The sequence below is a fragment of the Rhizobium sp. 1399 genome (assembly GCF_031455475.1).
GTDB lineage: Bacteria > Pseudomonadota > Alphaproteobacteria > Rhizobiales > Rhizobiaceae > Rhizobium.
The window spans coordinates 380343-401230 of record NZ_JAVDSU010000001.1 but is presented as its reverse complement, the minus strand read 5'-3'; the positions used below and the strand labels follow the sequence as shown (position 1 = coordinate 401230).

Here is a 20888-nt window from a genome sequence, read left to right as displayed (position 1 = left end):
CGATATCGTTCATTTTTTTCTGGCCTTTTTTTCCGCTTGCTCTACTTCGCCCCGAATTGCGCCGGTTCTCGGGGAGTCCGTTGCGGTCATCAGGGCGAGAGCCCAGCGGACTTGATGACCGCAACGGAGAGAGAACGCGCTGCCTTTCCTTTAACGCAAGATGTGCCTGCCGCCCGATTTTGTTTGGCGAAGCTGCTGGCCTCCACTATTTACTGAAGACGAAAAAGCAGTGAGGGCGGAATGACCGAGGTCACCAAGGAACGGGTTCTGGAAACGCTGAAGACCGTGCGCGGGCCGGATCTGGAGCACAACATCGTCGAACTCGGCATGGTTTCCGATGTCTTCATCTCCGATGGCAAGGTCTATTTCTCGATCACCGTGCCGGCGGAACGCGCCAAGGAACTGGAGCCGCTGCGGCTGGCTGCCGAGCGTGTGATCAAGGAAATGCCAGGCGTGAAAGGTGCGCTCGTGGCGCTGACGGCAGACAAGAAGGCCGCCGCAAATGCGCCCGCAGCGCGCCCCGCTCCGCAGGCTGACCACGCCCATCACGGCCACTCCCACGCCCCGCAACAGCAGCCGCGCACCGCCAAGATCGGCGTTCCCGGCATCGGCGCCATTATCGCCGTCGCATCGGGCAAGGGCGGCGTCGGCAAGTCGACGACGGCGGTCAATCTGGCACTCGGCCTGCAGGCGAATGGTCTTCGCGTCGGCATTCTCGATGCCGATATCTACGGCCCCTCGATGCCACGCCTCCTGAAGATTTCCGGCCGCCCGACCCAGATCGACGGCCGCATCATCAATCCCATGGAGAATTACGGCCTCAAGGTCATGTCCATGGGCTTCCTCGTCGATGAGGAAACCGCGATGATCTGGCGCGGACCGATGGTCCAGTCCGCCCTCCTGCAGATGCTGCGCGAAGTCGCCTGGGGCGAGCTCGACGTTCTCGTCGTCGACATGCCGCCCGGCACCGGTGACGCCCAACTCACCATGGCCCAGCAGGTGCCGCTCGCCGGCGCCGTGATCGTCTCCACGCCGCAGGATCTGGCGCTGATCGATGCCCGCAAGGGCCTCAACATGTTCCGCAAGGTCGAAGTGCCGGTTCTCGGCATTGTCGAGAACATGAGCTATTTCGTCGCGCCCGATACTGGCACTCGTTACGATATCTTCGGCCACGGCGGCGCCCGCAGGGAGGCCGAGCGTATCGGTGTGCCCTTCCTCGGCGAAGTGCCGCTGACCATGAACATCCGCGAGACTTCGGATGCCGGAACGCCGCTTGTTGCCTCCGATCCGAATGGCGTCGTTGCCGGCATCTACCGTGCCATCGCTGCCAAGGTCTGGGAACAGCTCGGTGAAAAGCCGCAGCGCGAAGCCCCCGCGATCGTCTTCGAATAGTGCGAATCACTTGGCCGCTCACCTCGAATTGTGGGGGAAATGAGATGAAAGGGCGCAGTTCACGTAAGATGTCTTGATTATTTTCCGGCTTTGCTTCATATGCGCGCCGGCGTCATGATGGCGCGTCTGCAAATGCTCTGTGATGGCCGCCTGTCGATGAAGGTTCCGGCCTCCCTGCATATTCGGAGTTGACTTGTCGATCGAAGGATTGGTGACTGCGATGCGGTGGAGCAACCCGGCCGATAAGGCCGGACATGACCGGAGTTGTATGAACTTTCTTTATCCGCTTCCGTTACGATCGATGGCAAGTGCGCCCTGGCGTCACCGCGCTCGCGTAGGCATGGAAGGACTTTCGATGAAAAGGGCTACGACGGCTGGGCGCTGCCGGCGCCGGAGATGCGGGCTGTGATCACCGCATACTGTTCCAACTGCAAGTCGGTCGAGATCCGTGATCTTGCCAATCCTCCGGAGTTTCCGGCGGATGTGGTATGGATCGACATGGTCGAGCCGACTCGCGAGGAGGAACTGCATGTCGAAACGATCCTTGGCATCGAAGTGCCGACCCGCGACGATCTCAGGGCGATTGAGCCGTCAGCCCGCCTCTATGTCGAAAATAACGCCGTATACATGACCGCTTCGCTGATATGGAAAGCGGAAACGGAAGCGCCGACCCTGACGGATGTCGCCTTCATTCTTGCCGGCGACAAGCTGGTGACCATCCGCTACGCTCATCCGAAGTCCTTCGCACTCTTCATCGCCGCGCTGCATCGCATACCGGAGCAGTGGCGCAGCGGCGCCGCCCTTCTTGCCAAGCTCCTGGAAACGATCGTCGATCGCACCGCCGAAGTTCTGGAAATGTCGGTGTCCCGCCTGGACATCCTGTCGGTGCACGTGTTCGGTGACCGCGCCAAGAAGGTGCGCAAGCCGTCGAACTATCTGGAAGAGAAGCTGAAGGACATTGCCGGCCATCACCGCATGATCAGCAAGCTGCGCGACAGTCTCGGCTCGCTCTCGCGCCTTCTCACCTTCTTCTATACGATCCCTGTCGTGCAGCACGATCAGGAAACCAAGGAACTTTGCCGGACGATTTCGCGCGACATCCAGTCCCTTTCGGAACATGCGTCCTTCGTCGCCGGCAACATTACCTTCCTGCTCGACGCCTCGCTCGGCCTCATCAACATCGAGCAGAATGCCATCATCAAGATTTTTTCGATCGCTTCGGTCGTGTTTTTGCCGCCGACGCTGGTCGCCTCCATCTATGGCATGAATTTCGAGTTTATGCCGGAGTTGCACCTGGCCGCGGGTTATCCTTACTCGCTGGGCCTCATGGTGATCTCCGCCGTCATTCCCTTCTTCTTTTTCCGCTGGAAAGGCTGGCTCTGAGGAGCCTGTAATTACTTCATGTCTGAAGAAAGCCATTCTCAAGAACGCAACCTTACGCCGCGCAAGCTCTTTTATCTTGCGCTAGGCTCCGTAGGTGTCGTTTACGGGGATATCGGCACGAGCCCGCTTTATGCCTTCCGCGAAGCGCTGAAGCCGGTCGCCCATGATGGTCTCACCCGTTTCGAGGTCATCAGCCTCATTTCCCTGATGATCTGGGCGCTGACGATCATCGTCACCATCAAATACGTGCTCTTTCTGCTGCGCGCCGACAACGACGGCGAAGGTGGCACGCTGTCGCTGCTTGCCCTCCTGATGAAAACCGCCAATGGCCACACAGCGCTTTTGATGCTGCTCGGCCTGATGGGCGCGGCACTCTTCCTCGGCGACGCGATGATCACCCCGGCGCTCTCGGTTCTGTCAGCGGTCGAAGGTATCAAGCTCGTCACGCCGCAGCTGTCGGAATATATCGTGCCCATATCGGTGGCGATTCTGGCACTGCTCTTCGTCGTGCAGTCGCATGGCACGGGGGCGGTCGCACGATTCTTCGGCCCCATCACGGCGCTTTGGTTCCTCGTCATGGCCGCCGCCGGCATCGCTCATATTTCCGATGACTACGGCATCCTCGCCGCCTTCAACCCCTATTATGCCATCAGCTTCCTGCTGCACGAGGGTTTCTATGGCGTCGTCGTTCTCGGCGCTGTCTTCCTGACGGTGACAGGCGCGGAAGCCCTCTACGCAGACCTCGGCCATTTCGGCCGCCGCCCGATCCAGTGGGCATGGTTCGCGCTGGTCTTCCCGTCGCTCACGCTGAACTATCTGGGGCAGGGCGCGCTCGTTCTCGGCAATCCGGCAACGATGTCCGACCCCTTCTATCTCATGTATCCGCAGTGGGCGCTGTTGCCGGTCGTTATCCTCGCGACCTGCGCCACGATCATCGCCAGCCAGGCCGTCATTACGGGCGCCTTCTCGCTCGTACGCCAGGGAATCAACCTCGGCTTCCTGCCGCGCATGGAAATTCTCTTCACGTCAGAGACCAATACCGGGCAGATCTTTGTGCCTTCGGTCAACGCGGTGCTGTTCTTCGGCGTCATCTTCCTCGTGCTCGGCTTCAAGACCTCGGATTCGCTGGCGACCGCCTACGGCATCTCGGTCACCGGCGCGATGGTCGTCACCTCGATCATGGCCTTCGAATTCGTCCGCGTCCGTTGGAACTGGTCGCTTCCGGTTGCCATCATTGCGCTGCTGCCGCTCGTCCTTCTCGAACTGATCTTCTTGGGCGCCAACCTCCTGAAGATCCATGACGGCGGCTATATCCCGATCCTGATTGCGACGGCCTTCACCGTCATTATGTGGACCTGGCGTCGCGGCACGGCGATCCTGACGGAAAAGACCCGTCATACGGATATTCCGCTTGCCTCGTTCGTGAGCTCAATCGAGCGCAAGAGCGAGCATTCGCCGGCCCATGTTCCGGGTACCGCGATCTTCCTGACCAGCGATCCGGATTCGGCACCCGCCGCACTGTTGCACAATCTCAAGCACAATCACGTGCTCCATGATCGCAACGTCATTCTGACAATCCGCACGGTCAACAAGCCGCGCGTCTCGCCGCAGGAACGCTACAAGGTTGAGCAGATCTCCGAACGCTTCTCGCGCGTGGAACTGCTCTTCGGCTTCATGGAATCGCAGAACGTTTCTCAGGCGCTGGCGGCGCTGCGCAAGACCGGCCTGAAGTTCGACATTATGACGACCTCCTTTTATCTCGGCCGCCGCAAGCTGGTGCCTGATGCCAAGTCCGGCATGCCCTACTGGCAGGACCGCCTCTACATCGCGCTCGCCAATGCGGCCGCCAACCCCTCCGACTACTTCCGCCTGCCGGCCAACCGCGTGGTGGAATTGGGTTCGCACGTCATCATTTGACGGGAAGCAAGGAGAGGGCGCCATCTCGTCCTCTCCCATTTCTGTGGCCGGCCGGGAATGAACGGGGCGAGATGCTCCATCTCACGAAAATGTCAGCCGCATTGGAATATGCAGAAATCCTCATGGGCATATTCCGGGACAGGTCGTTAACCAGCTATCAAGGTTAATGCGAGATTTTCTTGGGACTGTTCCCGCGTCCCATGCCCGGAGTCCGCGTTGCGTCGAAATGGCCGCTTCCGCAGCAAGCTGCGTCTCTTGCCCCAGAATTGGGTCTCTCCCGCGATCTTCGGCGTGGCCGGATGGCTGATCTTCCCGAGCGTCGCCTCCCATGCCGATCTTGCCACCATGCTCGCCGGTCTCGACAATGATCGCGAAAGCTGGCGCATGGTTCTGACCAATTCGCCCGCAGGCTCCATCCACCAGGCAGAACTCGCCTTTGCCGATCCCGCTTTTACCGGCTCGATCGCCGCCGGTGCGGGCATGGTGCTGCCCGACGGCCGCAAGGTTGCCTTCGTCTCTGGTGAGAAGGGCAATGACGGCACCCCGGACGAGGATCGCGTCAATCGCAATGCCAAGAAGGGCCGGGTCATTGCAGTGGAAAAGGTGCAGCCGCCGAAGGATTTCTCGGCCGGCTCCATCCTTGAGCGCACCAGGCTCCTCTTCCGCCCGGTTTTCGATCTCAAGGACAAGTCCGCCTTCGTGAAGCCGTCGATCGAGGGCAAGGAGATCGAGATCGCCACGGCCTTCTACAAGACGCAGCCGGCGCCACAAGGGGACACTGCTGTACCGGCAATTCTGGCGAGCCTCGTGACCAGCAATAAGGCGGATGTGCTGGCGACGGCCTATGCGCCTGCCGCACCGGATTATTCCCGCCAGTCGCCTTTCGATTCCATCCTGACCGACAAGGATGAAGGCCGTTTCGCGCCGCAGATCGGCCCGAAGGATCATGCCTGGGCTGCGAGCATCCTGCCGCCCAGCGTCTTCTCAGCCCGCGAGCAGCAGTGCCTGGCTTCAGGCATCTATTTCGAGGCGCGCGGCGAATCCGTGAAGGGGCAGGCGGCCGTCGCTCAGGTCATTCTCAACCGCGTCCGCAACCCAGCCTATCCCAAGACTATTTGCGGCGTCGTCTACCAGAACGAAGACTGGCGCAATCGCTGCCAGTTCTCCTTTGCCTGCGACAACATCAAGGATCGTGTGAATTCGCAGTATCATTGGCGCGTCGCCCGCGATGTTGCCATGGCCGTGACCGCCGGCAAGATCTGGCTGCCGCAAGTGGGGTCGGCCACGCATTACCATGCCGTCTACGTCCGGCCGAATTGGGCCAGGAGCATGGAAAAGGTCGGCCGTATCGGCATGCATGTCTTCTACCGCACTTATGGTGGTGGCTGGAGCTGAGGCAAAAGGGTGGCCGATTGCCGATTTTTCGCTGCCCGGCGCCGTTCGAAGACGGATTCTTTCGATGAAATCGGGTGCGAGTGGCCAAATTCCGCTTAAATCTTTGATTTTTTGCGGTTATTTTATGGCTGGACACAAGCTCTCTACGCCTTGACTATGCTAATCCCTAAAACTATGTTGCGCGCGACTTCAGAACGGGCCGGAGGGTTCTTTAACCTTTGCGTCCGTGGTTCGGAAAACCGGGGTAGCGGGATTGCGGGCGACGGGAGCGGAGGAGAGCACGATGGCGGATGACCGCGAAGAAAGTCTTGAGCAGCGCCGTCGGCAGCTGGAAGCGGAACTAGCCTCCAGACATGTCGATGACAGGAAGGAAGAGGCGCGAGAGGCCAGTGCCGAGCAGAGCCGTAAAGGTTATGCCCAGGCGATGAAGCTCTCGAGCGAATTCATTTCCGCCATCGTCGTCGGTGCTGTACTCGGCTGGCTCTTCGACCATTTTGTTGGCACGACGCCTTGGGGGTTGATTGTTCTTCTGCTTCTTGGATTCTGTGCCGGCGTTTTGAATGTTTTGCGCGCTGCGGGGAAGGTCGCCCAACCCCTGGATCGCCAAAACGCTGATAAATAGGGCCGTCTGGCCCAGTGCAATTTCCGCCTTTTGGGCGGGCCAAAGAGAGAGAGCAACCGGTGTCAAACGATCCGACCCATCAGTTCCAGATCTTCAAGATTGTGCCGATCGAGATCGGCGGGATTGATTTCTCGTTCACCAACGCATCTCTCTTCATGGTGGCTTCGGCTGCCGTCGCTGCTGGCTTCCTTTATTTCTCGACCACGAATCGCGCCATTGTTCCGGGCCGTTCGCAGTCACTCGCCGAAATGTCCTACGAGTTCATTGCCGGCATGCTGAAGGAAGGTGCGGGCACCAAGGGAATGCAGTTCTTCCCGCTGGTCTTCTCGCTCTTCATGTTCGTGCTGACGGCAAACCTGCTCGGCATGTTCCCGTATTTCTTCACGATTACCAGCCAGATCATCGTCACCTTCGCGTTGGCGATCCTCGTCATCGGCACGGTTCTGGTCTACGGCTTCTATAAGCACGGCTTCCACTTCTTTAATGTCTTCGTGCCCTCGGGCGTGCCGGGCATTCTGTTGCCGCTGGTTGTCTCGATCGAGATCATTTCCTTCCTGTCTCGTCCGATTTCATTGTCGGTTCGTCTTTTCGCAAACATGCTCGCTGGTCACATCACGCTGAAGGTGTTCGCAGGCTTCGTCGCCTCGCTTGGAGCCCTCGGTGCTGTCGGTGTCGGCGGAGCCGTTCTTCCTCTCATCATGACCGTCGCCCTGACCGGTCTCGAGTTCCTCGTTGCCTTCCTCCAGGCTTACGTCTTTGCGGTGCTGACTTGCATGTACCTCAATGACGCGATCCATCCGGGCGGGCACTAAGGATAACGACATCGACGTCAAAGGGCGTCAGTCATTCGCCGCAACAACCATTTCAAAGGAGTTCAACATGGAAGCGGAAGCAGCAAAGTTCATCGGTGCAGGTCTGGCTTGCTTTGGTATGGCCGGTACGGCTCTCGGCCTCGGCAATATCTTCGGCAGCTACCTCTCCGGCGCTCTGCGCAATCCGTCTGCTGCTGACAGCCAGTTCGGCCGTCTGGTATTCGGCTTCGCCGTTACGGAAGCTCTGGGCATCTTCTCGCTGCTCGTCGCTCTTCTCCTCCTCTTCGCCGTTTAATATCGGTGGATTGATGGATCACGGCCTGCGAACAGCGAGCCGTGATCCTTTGCATTTGCAGTACACCTGGAGGTGAGCATGTACTTTGTGACCCCGGCCTACGCTGAAGAGGCACCGGCGGGAACCGCGACGGATGCGCATGCCGCTCCGGCTGCCGGCGAGGTCCATACCGAGACCGGCGTTGCCGAAGGCGGCCACGCGCGTGGGCCTTTCCCGCCTTTCGATTCGTCGACCTACGCATCCCAGCTTCTCTGGCTGGTGATTACGTTCGTCATTTTCTACCTGCTCATGCAAAAGGTCATCGCACCGCGCATCGGCGCGATCCTCGAGCAGCGTCACAACCGCATCTCGCAGGATGTCGAAGAAGCTGGCCGCCTGAAGGCTGAGGCCGATGCCGCTGTCACAACTTACGAAGGCGAACTCGCCGCTGCCCGTGCCAAGGCAAACTCGATCGGCACTGCCGCTCGCGATGCTGCCAAGGTAAAGGCCGAGGGTGATCGTCGCGCAGTCGAGGCTAGCCTCAACGAAAAGCTGAAGGCTGCCGAGGCCCGTATCGCCGATGTGAAGGCAAAGGCTTTTGCCGATGTGGGTGCCATCGCCGAGGAAACCGCAGCAGCTGTTGTCGAACAGCTCATCGGCGGCTCCACTGCCCAGTCTGATGTCGCCGCTGCCGTTGCAGCCGCCAAAAAGGAGGCTTGATCGATGGAATTTGCTTTTGATGCAACTTTCTTCGCCTTCGTTGGCCTCGTTCTCTTCTTGGCGCTGATCGTCTACCTGAAGGTTCCGGGCATGATGGCGAAGTCGCTTGACGACCGCGCCGACCAGATCCGCAACGAGCTGGCGGAAGCCAAGCGTCTGCGCGAGGAAGCCCAGCACCTGCTCGCGGAATATCAGCGCAAGCGCAAGGAAGCTGAAGCTGAAGCAGCGCACATCGTGGCCGCTGCCGAGCGCGAAGCTGAAATGCTGACCGCCGAGGCGAAGAAGAAGACGGAAGAATTCGTCTCTAACCGCACGGCTCTTTCCGAGCAGAAGATCAAGCAGGCTGAAGCCGACGCGATAAAGGCTGTTCGCTCTGCTGCCGTCGATCTCGCCATCGCAGCCGCCGAAGCCGTCATCGGCAAGCAGGCGGATGCCAAGGTCCAGTCCGAACTTTTCGGCCAGGCCGTCGGCGAAGTGAAGACCCGCCTGAACTGAGCTGCTGCTCTATAGGATTAGAAAAGCCCTGCCTCAGCGGGGCTTTTCCGTTTTCGGCGGATGCTGTTGTGCTTAGTGTGATGTCTGAAACTGTGATGGGCTGCGCCGAAAGCAACGGATCACCCTTTTCGGAAGCTCCTGCAGAAACCCTCGATGCCGGTACAGCAATCGAGTGTCTCTGACACTTCCCCATCCCCAGGGCTTGCGGGGAAACGGAGCGGATCCCGCGCTGGAGCTTACTCCTCCAGCATCTCCCCATTCAGCTCTTCCACGACGCCGTCCTTGCGGAGTGGCCGGAAGCTCATCCGGTGCAGCGAGCACGGCCCGTGCTTCTCGATGCCGGAGCGATGCTGTGCTGTGCCATATCCGACATGAGCGGCAAAACCATATTCGGGAAACACCAGATGCGCGCGCGCCATCATTCGGTCGCGCGTCACCTTCGCCACTATGGAGGCGGCGGCGATAGAAACGGATCGCGCGTCACCCTTCACCACGGCCTGCCCGGGGCAGTCGAGGCCAACAGGCACGTCCAGTCCGTCCGTCAGCACATAGCTTGCCGGGATGGAAAGGCCGCAGATTGCGCGGCGCATGGCGTCGAGGCTTGCTTTGCGGATATCGGTTTCGTCGATGCGTGTGGAACTGGACGAGGCGATGGAGACTGTGGCGGTCGCAAGAATTTGGACGAACAGCTCCTCGCGTCTCTGCGCCGAAAGCTGCTTGGAATCGTTGAGGCCCTCGGGAATGCGCTTGGGATCGAGGATCACGGCTGCAGCCACGACAGGGCCTGCAAGCGGTCCGCGCCCTGCCTCGTCGGCGCCCGCGACAGGCCAGTGGCCAGCCTTGCGGGCTTTCAGCTCCAGCCGGAAATCCGGCACGAGGGGTACCTCTTCAAAGAGCAGAGGAGAATCGGGTGACGTGCGACGTTTCATGCGGTTGAAACTCGCACGCCAACCCGATTTCCTGCAAGCCCCCGGATCAGGGCGGCGACGACCGGGGGCGGTCCGGCGGATGGTGCGGTCAGGGCCATCCGCAGGAATTGCGCAAGACAGAAGACGCAGGGCAGGTCTTCTTCACGCCTCACGCAAGCTCGTTAACAAAAGCAATTCCATCAAAAGTGCGCAGCGGCTTTGCGTCCGGAATTGCGTAAAACAACCAGTCAGAGCAACGAAAGTTGCACGCCGCTGCCATTTGGCGGTACGAAGAGATCGTCGCGCAGGGCAAGGCTTCGCCTAGTTAGCCCCAACCGCTTTGCTGCCATCTCGAAGCGGCGGGCGATCTGCCAGGCGTAAGGCCCGGCGCCCTTCATGCGCTTGCCGAACTCGGCATCATAATCCTTACCGCCGCGCATTGAGCGCACCAGCGACATGACGTGGCGATAACGGTCAGGATAGTTCTGCAGCAGCCAGTCGCGGAACAGCGGGCTCACCTCCAGCGGCAGCCGCAGCAGCACATAGCTTGCCTCTTCTGCGCCTGCCGCCTTCGCGGCATCCAGAATGCGCTCCAGCTCGTGATCGTTGAGCGCCGGGATGATCGGCGCCGCCATCACTGACGTGCGCACACCGGCCTCGGAAAGCCCGCGGACCGCCTCCAGCCTGCGCGTCGGCGTCGAGGCGCGTGGTTCCATCAGCCGCGCGAGCTTGCGGTCGAGCGTCGTAACCGAAATGCCGACACGCACGATGTTCTTCGCCGCCATCTCGGTGAGGATATCGAGATCGCGCAGGATCATCGCCGACTTGGTGACGATCGCAACGGGGTGGTTCGCCTTGTTCAGCACTTCGAGGATCTGCCGCATGATGCGCCATTCCTTCTCGATCGGCTGGTAGGGATCGGTGTTGGTGCCGATCGCGATGACGCGGACCTTGTAGCCAGGCTTGGCGAGCTCGCGCTCCAGAAGCTTCGGCGCGTCCGGCTTGGCAAACAGCTTGCTTTCGAAATCCAGTCCCGCCGAGAGGCCCATATAGGCATGCGTCGGCCGGGCGAAACAATAGATGCAGCCATGCTCGCAGCCGCGATAGGGATTGATCGACCGATCGAAGGAAAGGTCGGGGGACTCGTTGCGGGTGATCGCCGTGCGCGGCTTCTCGATCTGCACATCCGTCTTGAAGGGCGGCAGTTCCTCGAGCGTCTGCCAGCCATCATCGAAGGTCTCGCGCTGCGTTGACTCGAAGCGGCCGCTGGGATTAAGCCCCGCACCGCGGCCACGCCGCCGGTCAACCTCGATGCGCAGCCCCGAGGCCGCGATCATCGCGTCGGCAATATCTGCCGTATTGGCAGGCGCAAATGCGGCCTGCCCTGCAAGGGACTGTGGTCTCATCGGATTCTCCAGCGGCGGAAACGCTCGATCCCGCTCGTTTTAATGATTATATTCCTATCCGCAAAAAGAGAACAATGCAAGAACAAAGTGGGGAAAGTGGTGCTGGCAAAATTTTGTGCGGCGCTCTATAAACAGGCAATGTTGACTGTCGTTCTTGAATGCCAGGATCAGGAACCTGAGCTGGCCCAGACTCTATCGGTATTGGTGGCGGGCGCCGTCGAGGGCCTCGTCAGCGACGTGGTCGTGCTCGATCACGGCTCCCGCGACGGCACCTCGCGGGTGGCGGATGCCGCCGGCTGCCGTTTCCATTCGCAGTGGGATATCAAGGACATCATCCGTTCCGCTCGCGGTGAATGGCTGCTCTTCGTCGAACCGGGCGCAAGACCGCAGGCAGGCTGGATCGACGAAGTCGCGGAATACGTAGCCTTGAATAAGGTGCCTGCGCGCTTCACCGCCTCGCGCGGCTATCGACGCCCCTTTTTCCAGCGCGTCGGCCGTGCCAGGCCACCACTGGAACTCGGTCTGCTCATGCCGAAGAAACTCGCCATTTCAGCTGCAAAGAGCGGCATGCGCCTTACCGAATTCGTCAAGGCGCAGAAGCCGCGCCAACTCTCCAGCGAATTGATTCCCTCCTGGGTCGCCCGCGCCGCACGATAGCTGCACTCTTCGACATTGCGAAAAGATGGCGCCCAATAGGATTTCGCGCTATAATTCGGGTATGGCGCCACCGAAGCGCCTCGCTTCGTAACGGATGGCCATGGAATGCCGGTGAACGGCAGAACAGGTCAGCGAGAATCTCCTCTTCTGCCGGGTTTCCGGCGAAAGGAGGTGCGTCATGCTACGCAATATGGTCCACGGCCTGCTGGCCGTCATATTGACGACATTGGTGATCGCGCATCCGCATCCGGCAGCATCGCAGATGATGCGCAGTTGCGCAGGCCGATCCGAGATCGTCAATTTCCTGGACAGCAACTTTGGTGAAAAGCTCACTGCAGTCGGACTGATTAACCAGAACGCCATTCTCGAAGTCTATGCCGCCGAAAGCGGCACCTGGACGCTCGTCGTCACGGACGTTCACGGGATAAGCTGCGTGCTGCTGTCCGGTGATAGCTGGGAAACGATGCCCGCCCTGCCGGGCCTCGCGACATAGCGATGCTGCTGTTGTAGGCAGTCTATTTCGTCGCGCCGCGCTTGAGGTGTTCGTCCAGCCGCGGCATGATCTCCACGAAATTGCAGGGCATATGGCGATAGTCGAGCTGCGCCTTCAAGATACCGTCCCACGCATCTTTGCAGGCGCCGGGCGAGCCCGGCAACACGAAGATGAAGGTGGCGTTGGCAACACCTGCCGTAGCGCGGGACTGGATCGTAGAGGTGCCGATCTTGTCGTAGGAAATGCGGTGGAACACGGCCGAAAACCCGTCCATCCGCTTTTCGAAGAGCTGTTCTAGTGCGTCGGGCGTCACGTCGCGGCCGGTGAAGCCGGTCCCGCCCGTGGTGATGACGACGTCGATCTCCTTGGCTTCAGTCCAGGCGCGCACGCGCGCGGTGATCCTCTCGCGGTCGTCAGGCACGATGTCGCGGTCGATCAGCTGATGTCCGGCTTCCGCAATCCGTGCCACCAGCGTGTCGCCGGACTTGTCGTCCGCCAGCTTGCGCGTATCCGAAACGGTCAGAACCGCAATGCCGAGGGGGATAAAAGCTCGTTTTTCGTCCAGGCCTGCCATCATGCACCTCCTGCGAAAGTCTCCGTCGACTGGAAATACCAGTCCGGGCGGCCCGCGTGAAGACGCTCAGCGGCGCGCAGCGCAGCAACGGGTGTCTCGAAGATGCCGAAGCAGGTCGCGCCAGAGCCGGACATGCGGGTGAAAAGCGCGCCTTCTGCCGCGAGCATGTCTGAAATCTCGGCGATTTCGGGAACCAGCTCCCGCGCCGGCATCTCAAGATCATTGCGTGTCGCCCGTATGGCTTCCATCCAGTGCGGTGTCTTCTTCAGGACCAGCGGAGGATTATTCTTGGTGACAAGCCGCCGGAAGATCTCGGGCGTGGAAACGCCTTTCAGCGGATTGGCAAGCACCATGGCGAAGGAGGGCAGGGCATCTGCCGTCTCTATCTTTTCGCCGATACCGCGTGCGATCAGCGGTGTACTTTTCAGGCACATCGGCACGTCGGCCCCAAGCTTCAGCGCGAGGGCGGCAACGGTCTCAGCGGGAAGCGTCACGTCCCATAGGCGCATCAGCCCGCGCAGCGTCGCTGCCGCATCGGCAGAGCCGCCTCCGATTCCGGAAGCGACCGGCAGATTCTTTTCCAGATGGATACGCACGGGTAGAGCACCGCCTGCCGCTTCCCGCAACAGGTCACGCGCCTTCAGTACCAGATTGGTGCCGGGGTCATCGGCAAGCACATCGGCGAACTGGCCGGAAAGCGTGAAATCATCGGTATCGGCTGGCGCAAAGCCCAGCCGGTCGCCATGGCGCGCAAATGTCACAAGCATTTCAAGAAGGTGATAGCCGTCAGGCCTCTGGCCCGTCACATGCAGGGCCAGATTGATTTTTGCGCAGGCATCTTCGGTGACGGCGAAATCGCCTGTCACGGAAAGTGGCATGCCCGTGTCAGGCATGTGGCCTCAGGATTTCTTGTCGACCGGCGGCGGCGTCACCGGCTGCGGGTCCGGCTGCTTCTTGTCGACGGTCTTGGAGTCGTCATCCTGTGCAGGCAGGCCGTTGGCGACCTTTTCCTTTATCTTCGGGACCTGGGCTTCCTCGGGTTCGGAGGCGAGCGCCCGGTTCCATTGATAGACGGCTTCCAGCTTGCGGCCGACCCGCCAGTAGGCATCGCCGAGATGGTCGTTGATCGTCGCGTCGCCAGCCTTGATCTGCGCCGCGCGTTCCAGCTCATCGACAGCATCGTTGTAACGGTTGAGGCGGAAATAGGCCCAGCCGAGCGAGTCAATGATATAACCGTCGTCAGGACGCAGCTCGACGGCCTTCTTGATCATATCAAGGCCCTCATCGAGGTTGCGGTTCATGTCGATCCAGGAATAGCCGAGATAATTCAGAACCTGCGGTTGATTGGGATTGAGGTCCAGCGCCTTGCGGAAGTTCGGCTCCGCCTGGTCCCACTTCTTGAGCCGCTCATAGGCGATGCCGCGCTGGAAGAAGACGCTCCAGTCGGCGCGGCCCGGCAGCGGCCCGATCACTTCGACAGCCTTGTCGTAATTATCGGCCATCGCCTGATAATCCTTGGCATCGGAAAGCACGCTGCCATAGGCGAGGTAGCTTCTGATATCGGTCGGGTCGGAAGCGATCAGCGCCTGCAGGTGCTTGCGGGCTTCGTCCACCTTGCCGCCTTGGGCGAGCGCGAGGCCCAACTGCAGCTCGGAGATGCGGCGCATCGGCGAATTCGCCGGCACCTTCTGGTAAAGCGCAATCGCTCGGTCCATCTGGTTCTGCTTTTCGGCAATGCCGCCGAGCAGCACCAGCGTGTCGGCACTGTTCGGATCGAGTGCATTGGCCGTCTGCAGATAGAGCGAGACAATGTCCTCGGCGCCATCGCGGTTCAGCGCGCCGCCGACCGAGAAGAGCACGCCAGCCGCACCCTCTTCGGCGCTCTTGACCTGCTGCTCCTGCTTCTCGCCCTTTTCGATGCTGTCGCGCAGCGCGTTCAGCGGCGTGTAGTTCGGCAGCAGATTGTCGCCGACAGAAACAGCGTCGAGCGCCTTCTGCTTGTTGCCCTGCGAGGCTTCGAGGCGGGCGAGCGCCATGATGGCGCGCATGAAGGTGTCTGGCGCAGTCGCGCCGCCTTCCTTGTCCAGCACGGCATCATTGAGATGTTGGCGGGCGGATTTGACGTCGCCGTTGACGATCGCGATCGCCCCGGCATTGTAGTTCTGGAAGATGCGAACCCAATCCGGTCCCTTCATCTTCTCAACCATGGTGAGCCCTTCCTTGCCGCGGCCGGCGCCGACCCGCGCCCAGGCCAGCAGAAGGTCGTTCATCATGCGGTCGAGATCGTTCGGTCCGTCATATTTCAGGATCGATTCCGCCGTCTTGAACTCGCCGCGGCGCATCGCGTCCATGCCACGCACGATCGTGGTGATCCGCTCGACGGTCGGGTCACCCTTCAGGTCGTTGGCATATTTCACGCCGTCCTTGATATCGCCGTTGAGCAGCAGCGAGATCATCAGGCGCTGGCGGATTTCAGGATTGCCTGGCTCGATCTGCAGAGCTTTCTTGTAGAGCTCGATCGCGGTCGGATAGTCGTGATCCACATCGGCCGTGCGGGCAGCGAGAAACGCGCCCGAGAAGGTGGATACGCTGTCTGGATCGAAAGTCACGGTCTTGCCGGCATCATCCGCCTTGGCCGCGTCTTCGGCGTTCACACCGCCGATCCCGCCGAGCGAAAGCACCGCCGCCAGGGCTGCGCTCGAAAGGAGACGGGTGACAAATCTCTGCCGCATTAGAAAACCTTTCTTCAGGGACGGCCGACTCAATGGGCCAACCGCAAAATCAGTTGCAAACACTGATTCACAACAGGATGGCTTTTTTGAAGCGGCCCTGCAAGAAATTCAGCCCACGTTCAAGGACGTTTGATTAGAGCGCCGCCGCGCAAAGGCGTGCGGCGGCTTTGCTGCAAAGACATGGCCCTCGCGGAGGCACGCGTCAGTTCACGCGCTCGATGCAGAAATCGATGACTTCTATCAGGGCCGATTTCCAGGGGCTGTCCGGCAGCGGCGCCAGCGCATCCCGTGCGATCGTGCCGTAGTGGACGGCCCGCTGGATCGTGTCGTTCAGCGTGCCGTATTTGGTGATCAGGCCGAGCGCCTTTTCCAGATTGGCATCGCTGCTGTTACCGCCTTCGATCGCATCGCGCCAGAAAGCGCGCTCGTCCTGCGTGCCACGGCGATAGGCCAGGATGACCGGAAGGGTGATCTTGCCTTCGCGGAAGTCGTCGCCGACATTCTTGCCGAGATCGGCAGCCTTTCCGCCGTAATCGAGCGCGTCGTCGACGAGCTGGAAAGCGAGGCCGAGATTCATGCCGTAGGATTTCAGCGCGTTGCGGTTGGATTTGCTGGTCTCGGCAACGATGGGTCCGACTTCTGCAGCAGCGGCAAAGAGAGCGGCCGTCTTGGCGCGGATGACAGAGAGGTAATCGTCCTCGGTCGTTTCCATGTTCTTGGCGACGGAAAGCTGCAGCACCTCGCCTTCGGCGATGACGCAAGCGGCAGAGGAAAGCACGTCGAGTGCCTCCAGCGAGCCGACTTCGACCATCATGCGGAAGGCCTGGCCGAGCAGGAAGTCGCCGACGAGAACGCTTGCCTGGTTGCCCCAGATCGTCCGCGCCGTCGACTTGCCGCGGCGCAGGTCGCTTTCATCCACCACGTCGTCATGCAACAGCGTTGCCGTGTGCATGAACTCGACTGATGTGGCGAGCTTGATGTGGTTCTCGCCCCTGTAGCCGAAGAGCGAGGCCGCAGCGAGCGTCAACATCGGCCGCAGGCGCTTGCCGCCGGAGGAGATGAGATGGTTCGCCACCTCCGGGATCATCTGGACATCGGAGCCGGCCTTGGAAAGGATAAGCTGGTTCACCCGCTCCATGTCAGCCTTGGTGAGGTCCACCAGCGGCTTGATGGAAGCCAGTTTGTTTTTGTTTTCTTCAAGCGGTATGACCACGCCCAACGACCCGGACTCCTGTTCATTCGTTACCTTTGACAATAGAAAGGGGCGATGGAGGCGGCAAGGGGTGAATTGTCGCTGCCAGCAAATTCGGAAGGGAAAATGACGGCAAATGCATGAGCTTATCCGCGCAAACGACCCCGTTCTGCTCTCATTTGCGGAGAGCCTCATGAAGGATGCGGGAATTTCGTGCTTCATCGCCGACCAGGGGATGAGCGTGCTGGAGGGCTCGCTCGGCATGCTGCCGCGCCGCCTGTTGGTCGATGAGGCGATGGCCGATCAAGCCCGTCGCATCCTTACCGATGCGGGTCTCGGCGGCGAATTGCGCGAGCGGAAGTGAAAAGATATGCAGGCGGTGACGGACACCATAGACGCCTTTCATCGCGGCCTCTTCCATATCGTTCAGCCGAAGGGCAGGGGGCATCGCGCCGGCATGGATGCCATGCTACTGGCGGCCCTCGTTGCCGATGATCGCCCCATAAGAGTGGCCGATCTCGGCGCCGGAGCGGGTGCAGCCGGCCTTGCCGTCGCCTCCCGTCTTCCGAGGGCCGAGGTCGTGCTTTTCGAGCGCTCGGCAGAGATGGCCAACTACGCTCGCCGCAGTACGGCACTCTCGGACAATGCCCATATGGCGGGCCGCGTCTCGGTCGTTGAGGCCGATGTCACGCTGACCGCCAAGGCACGCAACGACGCAGGCTTGATCGACGAAAGCTTCGATCACGTTATTATGAACCCGCCTTTCAACGATGCCGGCGACCGCAGGACGCCGGATGCGCTGAAGGCGGAGGCGCATGCCATGACCCATGGCCTTTTCGAGAGCTGGATCCGCACGGCCGGCGCCATCATGATGCCGGGCGGACAATTGTCGCTGATCGCGAGGCCGCAATCGATCGCCGAGATCATTGATGGCTGCGGCAGGCGCTTCGGCGGCATCGAGATCACCGCCATTCATCCGCGTGCAGGGGAAAATGCCGTCCGTATTCTGGTGACGGCAATCAAGGGTTCGCGGGCAAGACTGTCACTGCGTGCGCCCCTCATCATGCACGAAGAGGGGAGCCACAAGTTCTCCCCTCTCGTCGATGATTTCAACAATGGCCGTGCGGCTTATGGCAGGCTCTGAAGCAATTCCAGGAAAGCTTGCAGCGGTTTTCCGATTGGAATTGCGAGAAAAATCAATTCCGGAATTGCCTGAGAACAAATTCTAGCCTCCGGTCATGAAGTCGAAGAGCAGCTTCACGTTCAGGCCGGCGATCACGATAGCGACCACATACGCGATGGCGCTCAGCCACTTCGGTGCCACCAGCTCGCCCATCTTCGCCTTGCTGGCCGTGAACATCACGAGCGGGAAGACGGCAAAGGAAAGCTGCAGGCTGAGCACCACCTGGGTCAAGATCAGCAGCTCCGCCGTGCCCTGATCGCCGTACCAGATCGTCACGAAAGCCGCGGGAACGATGGCGATGGCGCGGGTGATCAGGCGGCGTACCCAAGGCTTCAGCTTGATTTTCAGGAAGCCTTCCATGACGATCTGCCCGGCAAGCGTGGCGGTGACCGTCGAATTCAGGCCGCAGCAGAGCAGCGCAATGCCGAAGAGCGTAGGCGCAATGGCAAGGCCGAGCAGCGGCGACAGCAGCGAATGCGCCTCACCAAGTTCCACCACATCGGTCTTGCCGTTGGCATTGAAGGCAGCCGCGGCAAGGATCAGGATCGAGGCGTTGATCAGGAGCGCGAAGCAGAGCGCCACGGTGGAGTCGAGGGTCGCAAAGGTCAGCGCTTCCTTCTTCTCCGGCACGGTATGGCCGTAGGAGCGCGTCTGCACGATGCCGGAGTGAAGGTAGAGATTGTGCGGCATTACGGTCGCGCCGAGAATACCGAGCGCCAGGTAGAGCATTTCCGGGTTGGTGACGACCTCAGGCGTAGGCAGGAAGCCCCTGATGACGGCACCCCATTGCGGGTCGGCAAGGAAAATCTGGATCGCAAAGCAGACCGCGATTACGCCGAGCAGCGTGATGATGAAGGCCTCCATCCAGCGGAAGCCAAGCCTCTGCAGCAGAAGGATGACGAAGACGTCGAGCGCGGTGATTAGCACGCCGATTTCAAGCGGAATTCCGAAAAGCAGATTGAGGCCGATCGCCGTGCCGATCACTTCGGCAATATCGGTGGCGATGATGGCGATTTCCGCAAAGGCCCAGAGCGGCACTGCAACATAGCTCGGATAGGCATCGCGACAGGCCTGCGCCAGGTCGCGGCCTGAGCCGATCGCAAGACGCGCGCAAAGCGATTGCAGCACGATTGCCATGATGTTCGAAAGCAGTGCGACGGTCAGCAGCGCATAGCCGAACTTCGATCCGCCGGCGAGCGAGGTCGCCCAGTTGCCAGGGTCCATGTAGCCGACCGCCACCATGTAGCCGGGGCCGAGGAAGGCCGCCGCCCGCCGCCACGTGGAGCTGTGCCGCCCCGTACCAACTGTACGGTAGACGTCGGAGAGCGAAGCCTCGCCGCGCTCGGTCCGCCAGCCGCCCTTTGCATTCGGATTTATGATGTCCATGCCACTTTCACCTGATTACGCATGCCGGCACTATGCCTGATTAGAATGATAATGCAAGTCATTCGCAACAAGAAAATGGAAGGCCATGTTTTGGGAACGTAGCCATTGCGTTTGTCGTTGCAGCGCATACATGCAATGCCCTTGTAATGTGCACATGCATGCTGGCGCCGCCGATCATGTTGAGGAAGAGAAATGGCTGGATTTTTGAGAAAGCTGATGCCGAAGCGGTTTCGTAAGGATGGGCTCGTCATCCCCGTCGTCAGGCTGCAGGGCGCGATCATCAGCGGCGGCGGTCAGTTCCGCCCGACCCTCAATCTCGCCAATGTTGCGCCGGTGCTGGAAAAGGCCTTCTCTATGAAGGATACACCGGCTGTTGCCATCTCTATCAATTCGCCGGGCGGCTCGCCCGTCCAGTCCCGCCTTATCTTCACGCGTATCCGCGAGCTTGCGCGTGAAAAGCAGAAGAAGGTGCTGATCTTCGTGGAGGATGTGGCAGCCTCCGGCGGCTACATGATCGCGCTGGCGGGCGATGAAATCATCGCCGACCCGACATCCATCGTCGGTTCGATCGGCGTCGTCTCGGGTGGTTTCGGTTTTCCGGAACTCCTGAAGAAGATCGGTGTCGAGCGTCGCGTCTATACGGCAGGCGAAAACAAGGTGATCCTCGATCCCTTCCAGCCCGAGAAGGAAAAGGACATCGAATATCTGAAGAGCCTGCAGTTGGAGATCCATCAGGTCTTCATCTCGATGGTGCGCGAGCGCCGTGCCGGCAAGCTGACGGACGATGCGGCTGTTTTCTCCGGTCTCTTCTGGAGCGGCACGCGCGGCCTGGAGCTCGGCCTGATTGACGGGCTCGGCGACATGCGCCAGGAACTGAAGAAACGCTACGGCCAGAAAACGAAGCTGCAGCTCGTCACGGCCACCCGCGGGCTGCTCGGCCGCCGCATTCCCGGTGTCTCACCGGTCTCGCTTGAAGGTGCGGCGTCCGGTCTTGCGTCGGGGCTTGTCGAAGCGGCAGAGGAGAGGGCATTGTGGAGCCGCTACGGGCTTTGATGGGAGGTACGAGGGGACATGGCACAGCTTATCGCGTTATTGATCCTCGTCTGCGCGGGCTGGTGGCTCTACCGTCGCTTTGTTTCTGATGCGCAGAGGCTTGCTGAAAAATCCCGCCGCGCCGAGAAGGAGCGCCAGACGGGGGCTATCGGTACACTGGTGAAGGATCCGGCGACGGGTGAATATCGCCTGAAACGGGAAGACGAATAGGCCGAAGCGTGTGTGTGTTGAGCGTTGCCGATCGGCGATCGAGATCGCTGACCGGCTGGCCGTTTGTGAGGTTTGTCGGGACGC

22 protein-coding genes are annotated in these 20888 nt (G+C 60.6%); 15 read left to right on the top strand and 7 right to left on the bottom strand.

Annotation, left to right across the window (positions count from 1 at the left end; translation table 11 throughout):
• Positions 1-240 precede the first annotated feature (240 nt).
• The 9 genes from J2X71_RS02155 to J2X71_RS02115 all read left to right on the top strand — a co-directional run bounded on the left by J2X71_RS02155 (position 241) and on the right by J2X71_RS02115 (position 9010).
• Positions 241-1392, top strand: coding sequence for an Mrp/NBP35 family ATP-binding protein (locus J2X71_RS02155; RefSeq protein ID WP_310378546.1), 1152 nt, complete (start codon positions 241-243; stop codon positions 1390-1392).
• Positions 1393-1797: 405 nt separating this feature from the next.
• Positions 1798-2775: a magnesium transporter CorA family protein gene (locus tag J2X71_RS02150; RefSeq protein ID WP_113321888.1), complete on the top strand. Its 978-nt coding sequence runs from the start codon at positions 1798-1800 to the stop codon at positions 2773-2775.
• A gap of 18 nt (positions 2776-2793) precedes the next feature.
• Entirely contained in the window at positions 2794-4692 is a 1899-nt protein-coding gene (locus J2X71_RS02145; RefSeq protein ID WP_113321865.1) for a potassium transporter Kup, read from the top strand.
• 216 nt (positions 4693-4908) lie between these two features.
• The gene (locus J2X71_RS02140) at positions 4909-6087 is read left to right on the top strand and encodes a cell wall hydrolase (protein WP_310378541.1); all 1179 of its coding nucleotides are present in this window, start codon (positions 4909-4911) and stop codon (positions 6085-6087) included.
• 283 nt (positions 6088-6370) lie between these two features.
• The gene (locus J2X71_RS02135) at positions 6371-6709 is read left to right on the top strand and encodes an AtpZ/AtpI family protein (protein WP_113321863.1); all 339 of its coding nucleotides are present in this window, start codon (positions 6371-6373) and stop codon (positions 6707-6709) included.
• Between the two features lie 59 nt (positions 6710-6768).
• Positions 6769-7521, top strand: coding sequence for a F0F1 ATP synthase subunit A (locus tag J2X71_RS02130; protein ID WP_037105789.1), 753 nt, complete (start codon positions 6769-6771; stop codon positions 7519-7521).
• A 67-nt stretch (positions 7522-7588) separates the two neighbouring features.
• On the top strand, positions 7589-7816 hold the full coding sequence (locus J2X71_RS02125) for a F0F1 ATP synthase subunit C (RefSeq protein WP_003588243.1): 228 nt from the start codon (positions 7589-7591) through the stop codon (positions 7814-7816).
• A 78-nt stretch (positions 7817-7894) separates the two neighbouring features.
• The gene (locus J2X71_RS02120; RefSeq protein WP_310378538.1) at positions 7895-8515 is read left to right on the top strand and encodes a F0F1 ATP synthase subunit B; all 621 of its coding nucleotides are present in this window, start codon (positions 7895-7897) and stop codon (positions 8513-8515) included.
• A gap of 3 nt (positions 8516-8518) precedes the next feature.
• Positions 8519-9010, top strand: coding sequence for a F0F1 ATP synthase subunit B (locus J2X71_RS02115; protein ID WP_113321861.1), 492 nt, complete (start codon positions 8519-8521; stop codon positions 9008-9010).
• Positions 9011-9246: 236 nt separating this feature from the next.
• Here J2X71_RS02115 and J2X71_RS02110 read toward each other — a convergent pair whose 3' ends face one another.
• Both J2X71_RS02110 and J2X71_RS02105 read right to left on the bottom strand, forming a co-directional pair.
• Positions 9247-9939: a ribonuclease HII gene (locus J2X71_RS02110; RefSeq protein ID WP_310378536.1), complete on the bottom strand. Its 693-nt coding sequence runs from the start codon at positions 9937-9939 to the stop codon at positions 9247-9249.
• Between the two features lie 227 nt (positions 9940-10166).
• A complete protein-coding gene (locus J2X71_RS02105) occupies positions 10167-11324 on the bottom strand; it encodes a PA0069 family radical SAM protein (protein ID WP_310378534.1) in 1158 nt (385 codons plus the stop codon).
• Positions 11325-11462: 138 nt separating this feature from the next.
• Between J2X71_RS02105 and J2X71_RS02100 the strand changes: the two genes are divergently transcribed.
• Together J2X71_RS02100 and J2X71_RS02095 are read left to right on the top strand one after the other, a co-directional pair.
• Positions 11463-11981: a glycosyltransferase family 2 protein gene (locus tag J2X71_RS02100; RefSeq protein ID WP_113321887.1), complete on the top strand. Its 519-nt coding sequence runs from the start codon at positions 11463-11465 to the stop codon at positions 11979-11981.
• 178 nt (positions 11982-12159) lie between these two features.
• Complete coding sequence (locus J2X71_RS02095; protein WP_113321858.1) at positions 12160-12474, top strand: hypothetical protein; 315 nt, start codon at positions 12160-12162, stop codon at positions 12472-12474.
• Positions 12475-12496: 22 nt separating this feature from the next.
• Here the strand turns inward: J2X71_RS02095 and moaB are convergent, their stop codons facing one another.
• The 4 genes from moaB to J2X71_RS02075 all read right to left on the bottom strand — a co-directional run bounded on the left by moaB (position 12497) and on the right by J2X71_RS02075 (position 16999).
• Positions 12497-13048 carry a molybdenum cofactor biosynthesis protein B gene (gene moaB, locus J2X71_RS02090; RefSeq protein ID WP_310380028.1) on the bottom strand — a complete coding sequence of 184 codons (552 nt, stop codon included), beginning with the start codon at positions 13046-13048 and terminating at the stop codon, positions 12497-12499.
• Positions 13048-13941 (bottom strand): 4-(cytidine 5'-diphospho)-2-C-methyl-D-erythritol kinase, encoded by an 894-nt coding sequence (locus tag J2X71_RS02085; RefSeq protein WP_310378531.1) that lies wholly within the window; start codon positions 13939-13941, stop codon positions 13048-13050. Before J2X71_RS02085 ends, moaB begins: the two co-directional genes overlap by 1 nt.
• Positions 13942-13947: 6 nt before the next feature.
• Entirely contained in the window at positions 13948-15780 is a 1833-nt protein-coding gene (locus J2X71_RS02080; RefSeq protein WP_310378529.1) for a tetratricopeptide repeat protein, read from the bottom strand.
• A 202-nt stretch (positions 15781-15982) separates the two neighbouring features.
• Positions 15983-16999 (bottom strand): polyprenyl synthetase family protein, encoded by a 1017-nt coding sequence (locus tag J2X71_RS02075; RefSeq protein WP_007814299.1) that lies wholly within the window; start codon positions 16997-16999, stop codon positions 15983-15985.
• Positions 17000-17108: 109 nt separating this feature from the next.
• Between J2X71_RS02075 and J2X71_RS02070 the strand changes: the two genes are divergently transcribed.
• Positions 17109-17336 carry a DUF2007 domain-containing protein gene (locus J2X71_RS02070; RefSeq protein WP_310378525.1) on the top strand — a complete coding sequence of 76 codons (228 nt, stop codon included), beginning with the start codon at positions 17109-17111 and terminating at the stop codon, positions 17334-17336.
• A gap of 6 nt (positions 17337-17342) precedes the next feature.
• A complete protein-coding gene (locus tag J2X71_RS02065) occupies positions 17343-18116 on the top strand; it encodes a methyltransferase (RefSeq protein WP_310378523.1) in 774 nt (257 codons plus the stop codon).
• A gap of 81 nt (positions 18117-18197) precedes the next feature.
• Here J2X71_RS02065 and J2X71_RS02060 read toward each other — a convergent pair whose 3' ends face one another.
• Complete coding sequence (locus J2X71_RS02060; RefSeq protein WP_310378521.1) at positions 18198-19541, bottom strand: Nramp family divalent metal transporter; 1344 nt, start codon at positions 19539-19541, stop codon at positions 18198-18200.
• Positions 19542-19733: 192 nt separating this feature from the next.
• On the opposite strand from J2X71_RS02060, the gene J2X71_RS02055 reads away from it, so the two are divergent.
• Complete coding sequence (locus tag J2X71_RS02055) at positions 19734-20594, top strand: S49 family peptidase (RefSeq protein WP_310378519.1); 861 nt, start codon at positions 19734-19736, stop codon at positions 20592-20594.
• 18 nt (positions 20595-20612) lie between these two features.
• Positions 20613-20804 carry a hypothetical protein gene (locus J2X71_RS02050; protein WP_310378517.1) on the top strand — a complete coding sequence of 64 codons (192 nt, stop codon included), beginning with the start codon at positions 20613-20615 and terminating at the stop codon, positions 20802-20804.
• Positions 20805-20888: the final 84 nt, after the last annotated feature.